This window comes from Desulfosporosinus sp. OT, from assembly GCF_000224515.1.
In the GTDB taxonomy this organism is placed as follows: domain Bacteria; phylum Bacillota; class Desulfitobacteriia; order Desulfitobacteriales; family Desulfitobacteriaceae; genus Desulfosporosinus.
Map to the genome: position 1 here is coordinate 1 of NZ_AGAF01000170.1, position 8,615 is coordinate 8,615.

Below are 8,615 nucleotides of genomic sequence, written 5' to 3' on the forward strand. Positions count from 1 at the left end.
GGATCCGAACTCCCGGCAGGTACAAAAGGATCGGTGCGCAAAGTCCAATGAAGTATAAGCACACAAACAACACAGGCAACACCGATCAGCAAAAGTCTCTTTCTGTTCATGAACAGTTTCGATATGCTGAGCATACACACTTTCCTTTCTTTCATCCCCGCTCACTAGCCAAATCATTTTGCCACGGGTCAGCGAAAATATATCCAACCCCATATTATCACGATATTATCCCGCAGGAAATATGTGGTTCATGCGCATACCGGATCTAACCAATATTCAAAGCTAGCCCTGGTTTACTCATATGCAATGAGGCAGGTTTCCTCGCTTCATCTGACTTCTTAATATCATACACCAACTCGTTGGCACCATAGTAAAATACCACGGTTGACCCGTCTTTGAACACATAACCGTCGCCTATATGTCAGAACTCAACATGATTCATCCATTCAGAGAAGGAAATAACAGAAGTATCAGGGAATTCATACGGCAGTTGGCTTTTGAAAATGAACAAGTGACTGCCCGTAAGCATTTTCCGCCGAATAGGGGTGTTTCCATGGAGTAAACAATAATTCAGGCCATTGTATAAGCCCAAGCTTCGCAAGTAAAGAAAAAAAATTAACCGTTCGGTTGATTTAGAAGGTGTATTTTTCATAAAGAAAGCATCAGCCTGCACCGGCAACATCGTCTCGACTCCCCCTATTTTTATGTTTTTAACTATATACACCCAGGCAATTTCTCCTTCAAGCGATTACCTCTCCCTGCCCCACACGGAAAAGGAGAGCTCCTTGCGCGGCTCCCCGAAGATTTGCTGCAGTTCCACACCGGTAATTGCTTGCTGGCCTAATTCAGGATATTTTGATTTGTACCATCTCTCCAGACTCTGGCTCTGGGTTGAATCGCTACAATTTCACCTTGCCAATTTACTTTAAATGAAATATCTCCATAAACTCTTTTATTCATTTTCACTCGTCATCCTTTAAATTGTTATCCGGATTAGTTAATGAAGCCCCATGAAAATCAAACCTTTACCGTCTTCTTCATCACAAACCCCGGCAAAGGCTCCTTCATCTTCCAGACAATACTAATGGGTGCTGAGCCATAGTGGCTTTGAAAATCGGCAAATCCAAGACAAGTAAATGGAGAAGCAAAAGCCCCCTCCTTCTTATACTCTCTCACAAAAAACAACACGTTCCCATCACTGGCTAATTGGTTAAGATACCTTTGCCCTGTCAGCGATTCCTCCGTCGTTCGACTTTGAGATTGCCAATGGAATAGCTCTTCATTGATGGAATAATCCTGATACATGGTTGAAGGAGAATAGTCCTTTTCCGACTTGTTTAAGGTCACGAAAAAGACGTCCAGCTTCTTCTCAGCTAGGTAGAGAACTCCTTCCCTGAAAGAACTCCTCTTTTGTTCCGTATGTTTTCTCAGAGCCACTAAAATCTGATCAAAGGTGTAAGCACAATATAAGTCCAGTGGGTATTCATCCTCAAAGCCGACCAAAGGCTTATCCACGAAATCGATAATGCCGAACTGATAGTCCAGCAAATCCATCAGTTCTTGGTAAAGCCGTGGATCATTAATAACCCAATAAATCGCCTCTTCTATTGAAGCAAACCTGTTGCCCAGATCACCAAGGCCCTTACCCCATAGGGTATAGTGAACCATGGTTAGCATTGTCCGTTCCACCGTAGTTAAAGATTGCAATAAAGAACCTTCACCTAAAAGAATCAGCGGTAGGATCTTCTGCATAAAACAAATCCAGCGTCTGGAATTTACAAACGATAATCTTCCCAGTGCTGAAGCCAGCAATCGTTCTCGCTCTGTATCTACCTGATAGCCCTTCAGTAAACCAGCCTGAGCCGCCAGTCCCACAACCGTCACTTTTTTGCTGTAGACGTCTTGGGGTGTCACATGATAACCCTTGAAAAACTCTCTGACCTTAAGCTCCTGTTTAGTCTCCATAAGATCATAGAGCTTGCTGATAATATTACGCTTAGTATTAATCGCATTGCGAATGTTCTCCAGAATGTAATCCTGAGCTTGTTTTTCCAGTTGGATGGAACAGCCTCTGGGCACATTGGCAAAACCCGTCTTAATTTCCTGCTCAACGGTTTTTCGAGACCTGGATAACAAAGCTTTAAAGCGGTCTTCAAAGGAATACTTCTGGTGCGCTTGCCCTACAAAGTCCAAGACCGTCAGGGCTTCTTTTCCCTCACAGAGTCTTAGCCCCCTGCCTAACTGCTGCAAAAAGACAGTTAAGCTTTCCGTGGGCCGCAAAAAAAGAACCGTATTCACTTCAGGAATATCAATTCCTTCATTATAAATATCCACCACAAAAACAAAGGTGATTTCCTTCGTCACTAAACGCCGCTTCACACTATCCCTCACAGCGCTCTCCGATTCCGCCACCAAAAATTCTGAAGGCAACCCTGCTTTATTAAAAACCTGAGCCATAAATTCAGCATGCCTTTTATTTAAGCAAAAACCAATTCCTATAATCTCCTCAGGTTCCAGACAATACTTTTCCAGGGCGCTAATAACATAACCAACTCGCTTTTCGGCAATGGCTTTTTCGAACACATAGAGGTTCTCCAGTTCCCGTTCATCGTAATTGCCAGCTACCCAGTGAACCCGACTAAGATCAACATTATCAGTTACCCCAAAATAATGAAAGGGACTGAGCAATTTCCGTTCAATAGCTTCCCATAAGCGGATTTCAGCAGCGACTCTGCCTTGGAAATATGTATAGATGCTTCGACCGTCCGATCTCTCAGGGGTTGCCGTCAGGCCTAGCAACACCTTCGGCTGATAATACTCCAAAAGTTCCTGGTAGGATGGGGCGGCGGCGTGATGGAATTCGTCAATGACAATATAATCGTAGAAATCAGGGGTAGTGACCTCTGTCAAATCCTTCGAGTTAAAGGATTGGATAGAGACAAATAAGTGTTCAAAGCTATCCGGCTTCAGACCTCCCATCATCATGGCGCCAAAGTTAAGATCCTTGAGTATCCCTCGAAAGCAAGCCAAACTCTGGCTTAATATTTCCTTTCGGTGGGCAACAAAGAGCAGTCTGTTGGGTCGAGTGGGGGTTGCCCTGCAAAAGTCCCGGTAATCAAAGGCAGCGATAACGGTCTTACCCGTCCCCGTGGCCGCGACTACCAGGTTTCTAAAGGAGTGATGCACTTCCCGTTCAGCCTTCAATTTGTCCAGAATTTCTTGCTGATAATAGTAAGGTTTCAGATCAAAGTGAAACCCTAAGGCATTGGCTTCATCCTGACTGTTTCTTCGCTCAGACCTCAAGGCTTTTCTCAAGCGCTCGGAATCAAGGGCTGGAATAAAGGGTGTAAACTCAAGATTGTTCCAATACCCTTCAAAGGTGGCTCGGATTTTCTCTAAAATATCCCCGGAGTCATATTGGGATAGCTTGATATTCCACTCCAATCCGCTGGTCATGGCTGACTCAGAGATATTTGACGATCCGATATAAACGGTGCTGAAGCCGGTATTTCTCCAGAAAACATAGGTTTTAGCGTGAAGGCGGGTCCGTTCTGTATCATAGGAAATATGTATTTCCGTATTGGTCAGTTTACTGAGTTGTTCCACGGCCTTAAAATCTGTAGCTCCCAGATAGGAGGTGGTGATGACCCGCAGTTTGCCGCCGCCCATAGTAAACTGGGTCAGCTCATTGATAATTAAACGCAAGCCGCTCCACTTAATAAAGGAAACAAGAAAATCAATTCGGTCGCTGCTTAAGATTTCCTTTTTCAGTTCGGAGATCATACTCGGCTCATGGACCGCGCCAGTAAATAGGGAGTTCTCTGCGATGGAAGTCTCTGGTCTCACGATCTTTTCCGAGGCAGGTAAAGCTTTTGCTTTGCTTGCTTTCTTGTCTACCAGGGCTAATAAGAGCTGGGCATCTTGATTTATTAGGAAACTCTCGACTCGTTTTAAGGTCTCTTGATCCTTTTTGAAGCTAAAGCTCCCTTTCTGGATACACTCGGCTATGTATTGTAAGATACCATTACATAAATTAACACGGTCTCTGACCACAGAGTCGCCATCTTCGATATAATCAAAAATCTCGCGTAAAATTTTAGTCAGGTATTCTGCCAGAATCTTAGAAGACTCAGCCGAATCCAGGGGCTGAGTATCTTTTATGATAAGTTGCTGATCTACTTTATTCAGGTTTTTGTTGATGATTCCGTTAATGATTTGCTCGTATAGGCCATAGATGATTTCTGACATGATGCACCTCTAATTCAGAGACTGGAATTAGTTAAGTCTATGAGAGTTAAGTATATGGATAACCGGAAGTTCAAGTCCTACTTGAACTAATCTGCCGGGCATGGAATTATTTCAAACGTATCAGCATTTTCACGGCAGTCAACATCTACCCAATCTTTTAATTCATTAATCTTATCATGAAATTTGTCGATCATTGTCTTTGGAGGTTTTATCACTATCCGGTCGTTAATAATTTCAATATTAGTTTCTTTAAGTAATAACTGAAGTTGGTCTTTATTATAAGGTGCTTTATCAATTTGTATAGTACTAAACAACTTGTATGGCTCAATCGAATCTGAAACTGCAAGAATGAAGAGCAAAGGATTTCGGAAGAAATTAACTCGATCATATTCTGGAACTAATAATGAGCCGCACGTGCCTCTGAAAGTTTCGGACGTAACTCATCGTCTTCACCATTACTAGTAGGAGCCAATAATTTTTTTGATGCATACATAAAAGTCTCTTCAATGAACCTTAGCGGGTTATTAAAGATTTGATCTATTCTACTATTACGATGGATACCATAATAATCCCAAAAATCGGGATATTGGGCTACTAACTCTTCTATTTGATTGTAATATGTCATATACACCTCAAATTTCATCTCTTTATATGAATAATGATTAATTCATATCTTAACATCTCGACAGTATGTAAGTGCCATTACCCATTGCTTCAAAATACTTCTTATAGTTTGGACTATGATTTTTTGATGCTCCATTTGCAAGGCAAACATTTAAATATGTATCCGGAACAATCTAGTTCCTACTCTGCACAAATCTTCTTATATCAGATATATTAAATTAAATGGCTGTGTGATCAGCCCACTTTGAACTGCAGTGCTATTTCATAGTTCAATCCTCTTCCATACTTTGGCATACCGCTCTTCTCCTTTTATATGGAATATTTTTTTAGAAATCATAATTCCAATTATTAGCCTTATTATCACTTGTTACTGCCTTTAAGTCTTTTCACGATTTACTATTTTCCTTTGATACTAGCTTCAGCCTTTCAAGTTCAGAAACAACAATTTTTGAATACAGGTCATCCTTACTGTTGGTTTTAGATGAGATATTTATCAAAGACATAAATCTTTCATTATCGTGCAATGACAAATAGTAGAAATTTAGCTGCTCCAGAGATTTTTTATAAACAAATAAAGAAGTCCCAGCAATAACTTCTACGATGGAACCCCCGATTCCAGTTGTAATAGCAATCTGATTCTCATTCCAAAACAATGCAATAATTGACGAAAAAATAATTAATAAAAATCCTAATATACACATACTAACGGACAAGGAAAATGACCTGATTGCCTGTTTTTTGGTTAGAGTATAAAACTCCTTTAATTCTTTCAAATTCAAGGCTATAAGACCGAGAATATCATTATCGTCTTTGTTGACATTGTTTAATCCTATTGCATCTGCCACGTCATTATAATATTTATCTATCTCTGATTGTTCATTAGTTCTTTGGGCGTATTGCTTTACCCAATATGTATCAGGAGGGCTTTTTGTAATCAAAGTATATATGCTTGTCGCAAGCTTTGCCTTAAAATCATCTTCGTTGTTCCATAATGAAATCAAATGTTTTTTTAATAACTCATTTACAAAAGAATGATAGCGTGGATCGTCGTTTTTTGCATAATCGCTTTTAATAAAGCACAATATTGGCTTTCCCTTTGATAGAGCATAATTATATTCTTCTTCAATATAACTAAAACCATTTTCAGTAATACTTCCATATCTTTCACCAATAATCAGCACAAATATTTCAGAACTGTTGATTAAAGGGCTTATAGATTCTTTGATACTCTTTTCCGAAGCAATGTCATTGTAACCTACAGGGATTTGCCCCATTTCTAGAATGGTTTGATATGCAATATTACGAATACTGACTAAATCAATAAACGTTGAGCTAATAAATATTTGATACTTCTTTTTCATTTCGCTTTTCTCCAATTTCACTTTGCTTAACATTTTTGGGTTATTTCATTTTACATTATTAGCCTAATTGGTATATGGATAATTGGAATGCCGCCAAACACCATGCGACATACATTTGATTGATAGAAAGGATAGACAATAGATGAACCTCTATCTACATTCAGAAGATATCTATTATTTAGGACACTATTCATATAAACATTCAGTTTTTCAAACAATATCCTTTCGGGTAATACACTAACCTCATTAAGCTTCCTTTAAAATTAATAATTTTCGTACATCCTCATATACTTGATTCCCTTTAAAATAAACTTTAAGTAAAATGCTAATATTTTTTCGAGCTTTAGAATCGCTAAATTGGCTTATGATGTTAAATCTATCCTTCTTGGTAACTAACATTCTAGCGACTTTTTCATTAACAGTCTTCTCATCTAAACCCGCTTCATCTAGTACAAAAAGAACAACTTTAAAGATAAGTGAATTGTCTTCTACAATGGTCGTAATGGTTTCCAATTTATAGGTGATCCTTCCTCTAAAGCTATCTAAACCAAGGTCGTCCAAAGGTCTATTCCATTCTTGAATCTCATCACAAATAAGTAATAGGGTTACAATGGGCAAGCTATATAAATTAATTTGAATAGGAACTCCATCACTAGGATCGAAGTGGTGTAAAAGTATGGCTATTGTCGCAGCCATTAGAAGTTTAAAGTATGATGAGCTAAAGTAGTCGATACCCTTTGCGTTAAGAATTTTCTTTATCAACAAACAACTGCTTACCAAACCGTGTTGAAAATTTTGCTCTAACTTACATAGAATTAGTTCAGCATGTCTAATATCAACACCCAATTGATTCATAATTTGATTTAGAAGTATTACACGAATATTAATTCTTTTTTCTTCCCCGAATTTTGCATTAATTGTTAAATGAATAACGTATAGTTCTTGAAGTGTTTGCTTGTTGATATTTACGTTATCTATTTCTTTTGCTATAGTGTAAAGCCCGAATTCATCATATAAATCTGTTATTAATCTTCTAACGTCACTATAATGTTCAATTGGATACCCAATATCATGAAAGGTTGAAGCTAGAATCCAAGAAAAAATAAGCTCATTGTAGCTGTAATTAAGAAAGAGCGAAACTGGAGTATTTGTCCTGATACTTTCTAAAAAATAGCATCCCAAAAGAAACGTTTCAAAGTTATGTATAAAATGGTCCCTAATTTCAAACATATTGAATAAAACTTCAAAACGAATCCAACTGTCATAAAAGTTGTAAAGTTCCCCTTTGTCTATGTTCTTTAGAACATTTTGCATTATTTTTTTTATTAATTTAACTTGCCCCACGTGCTGATTTTCAATATGTAATTTACAATACTCATCTAAATCACTTGATACATTTGAAAACAAATCTATACTTCTTACGATTTTAATCACTTCTTCAATCCCAGTGCTAGACAAAGGCAAAATACTTGCACGGTGTGCTACATTATTAACAAAAATGGTAGAATAATAAATCCCATTTCTGTTTAAGACGGGAATATAAGTCGTTAATGCTTGTTGTAAAAAATCTCGCAGATTATTAACAGAATTGATTTCACTGGGTAATTCTGTATTGGTTTCTAATGATATAGACCATCTAGAGGGATCAAAGCTTAAAGAACTAATTAATGCATTTGATTTCCACCGTCTTGATGAAAGATCATCTGGGACTCTGTCCAGTATAACCCTCTTGCTAAATATTTCCATTCCATCAGATAAACTTAATAATGCGCCTATAAATCGCAAACGTATTTCTATACCATTGTATTGATAAAACTCATCCACGTTGTTAATAGATTGTGGTTTGCTATGGGCTCGACATAGGATTGCTACAGGAAGTAATATATTTGTGTCTATTTTGCATTCACTGGAAAGACTATTAACATAATCCGCACTGATTTCCGCATGCTTCTCTCTAAGTTCATTGACCGAATTGTAGCGAGAAGGTATAAATAAGCCAACATCATGTAATATTATCGCAGAAAGTAAGATAAAGATTTCCTCTTTAGTAAAGGCGACTTTTTCCTTAACAGGTATAAGTTTATCTAATATCTTTTCTACTTCTTTACTATGAATTAAAAAATTATTAGTATAATGAGTGTCTAGAATTTTATTAACTTGTTGTTCAATTTTATTTAAGGAATCATACAGGTGAATGCTCATTGATTCTAATATTTTTCTAAAGGTTTTTTCCAATCTGCCCACCCTTTCTCATGTGAAAATTATTTGAATAAGACAAACAATATGCATTGTTTATGACTTCGTCCAATATGCTCCCAAGCAGTTCACTTCTCAGAATCTGATTATCGTTTATATTTGTCAAAAGCAAATGCGCATTATAGA

7 protein-coding genes are annotated in these 8,615 nt (G+C 37.8%); 1 reads left to right on the plus strand and 6 read right to left on the minus strand.

All coding sequences use genetic code 11. The features are described 5' to 3' along the window. Window positions 1-265 precede the first annotated feature (265 nt). Window positions 266-403, minus strand: coding sequence for a hypothetical protein (locus tag DOT_RS30590; protein WP_009621089.1), 138 nt, complete (start codon window positions 401-403; stop codon window positions 266-268). Window positions 404-433: 30 nt separating this feature from the next. Between DOT_RS30590 and DOT_RS28805 the strand changes: the two genes are divergently transcribed. Further along, window positions 434-562 carry a hypothetical protein gene (locus DOT_RS28805; protein WP_242833856.1) on the plus strand — a complete coding sequence of 43 codons (129 nt, stop codon included), beginning with the start codon at window positions 434-436 and terminating at the stop codon, window positions 560-562. A 455-nt stretch (window positions 563-1,017) separates the two neighbouring features. On the opposite strand, the gene DOT_RS16410 is transcribed toward DOT_RS28805, so the two are convergent. The 5 genes from DOT_RS16410 to DOT_RS16430 all read right to left on the minus strand — a co-directional run bounded on the left by DOT_RS16410 (window position 1,018) and on the right by DOT_RS16430 (window position 8,468). Beyond that, entirely contained in the window at window positions 1,018-4,248 is a 3,231-nt protein-coding gene (locus DOT_RS16410; protein ID WP_009621095.1) for a DEAD/DEAH box helicase, read from the minus strand. Window positions 4,249-4,334: 86 nt separating this feature from the next. Beyond that, window positions 4,335-4,562, minus strand: coding sequence for a hypothetical protein (locus tag DOT_RS30595; RefSeq protein ID WP_040412514.1), 228 nt, complete (start codon window positions 4,560-4,562; stop codon window positions 4,335-4,337). 83 nt (window positions 4,563-4,645) lie between these two features. Further along, window positions 4,646-4,891: a hypothetical protein gene (locus DOT_RS16420; protein WP_157998477.1), complete on the minus strand. Its 246-nt coding sequence runs from the start codon at window positions 4,889-4,891 to the stop codon at window positions 4,646-4,648. A gap of 367 nt (window positions 4,892-5,258) precedes the next feature. Next, window positions 5,259-6,233, minus strand: coding sequence for a DUF4062 domain-containing protein (locus DOT_RS16425; protein WP_040412516.1), 975 nt, complete (start codon window positions 6,231-6,233; stop codon window positions 5,259-5,261). A 246-nt stretch (window positions 6,234-6,479) separates the two neighbouring features. Continuing rightward, window positions 6,480-8,468 carry an HD domain-containing protein gene (locus DOT_RS16430; protein WP_009621103.1) on the minus strand — a complete coding sequence of 663 codons (1,989 nt, stop codon included), beginning with the start codon at window positions 8,466-8,468 and terminating at the stop codon, window positions 6,480-6,482. Between the last annotated feature and the right edge of the window lie 147 nt (window positions 8,469-8,615).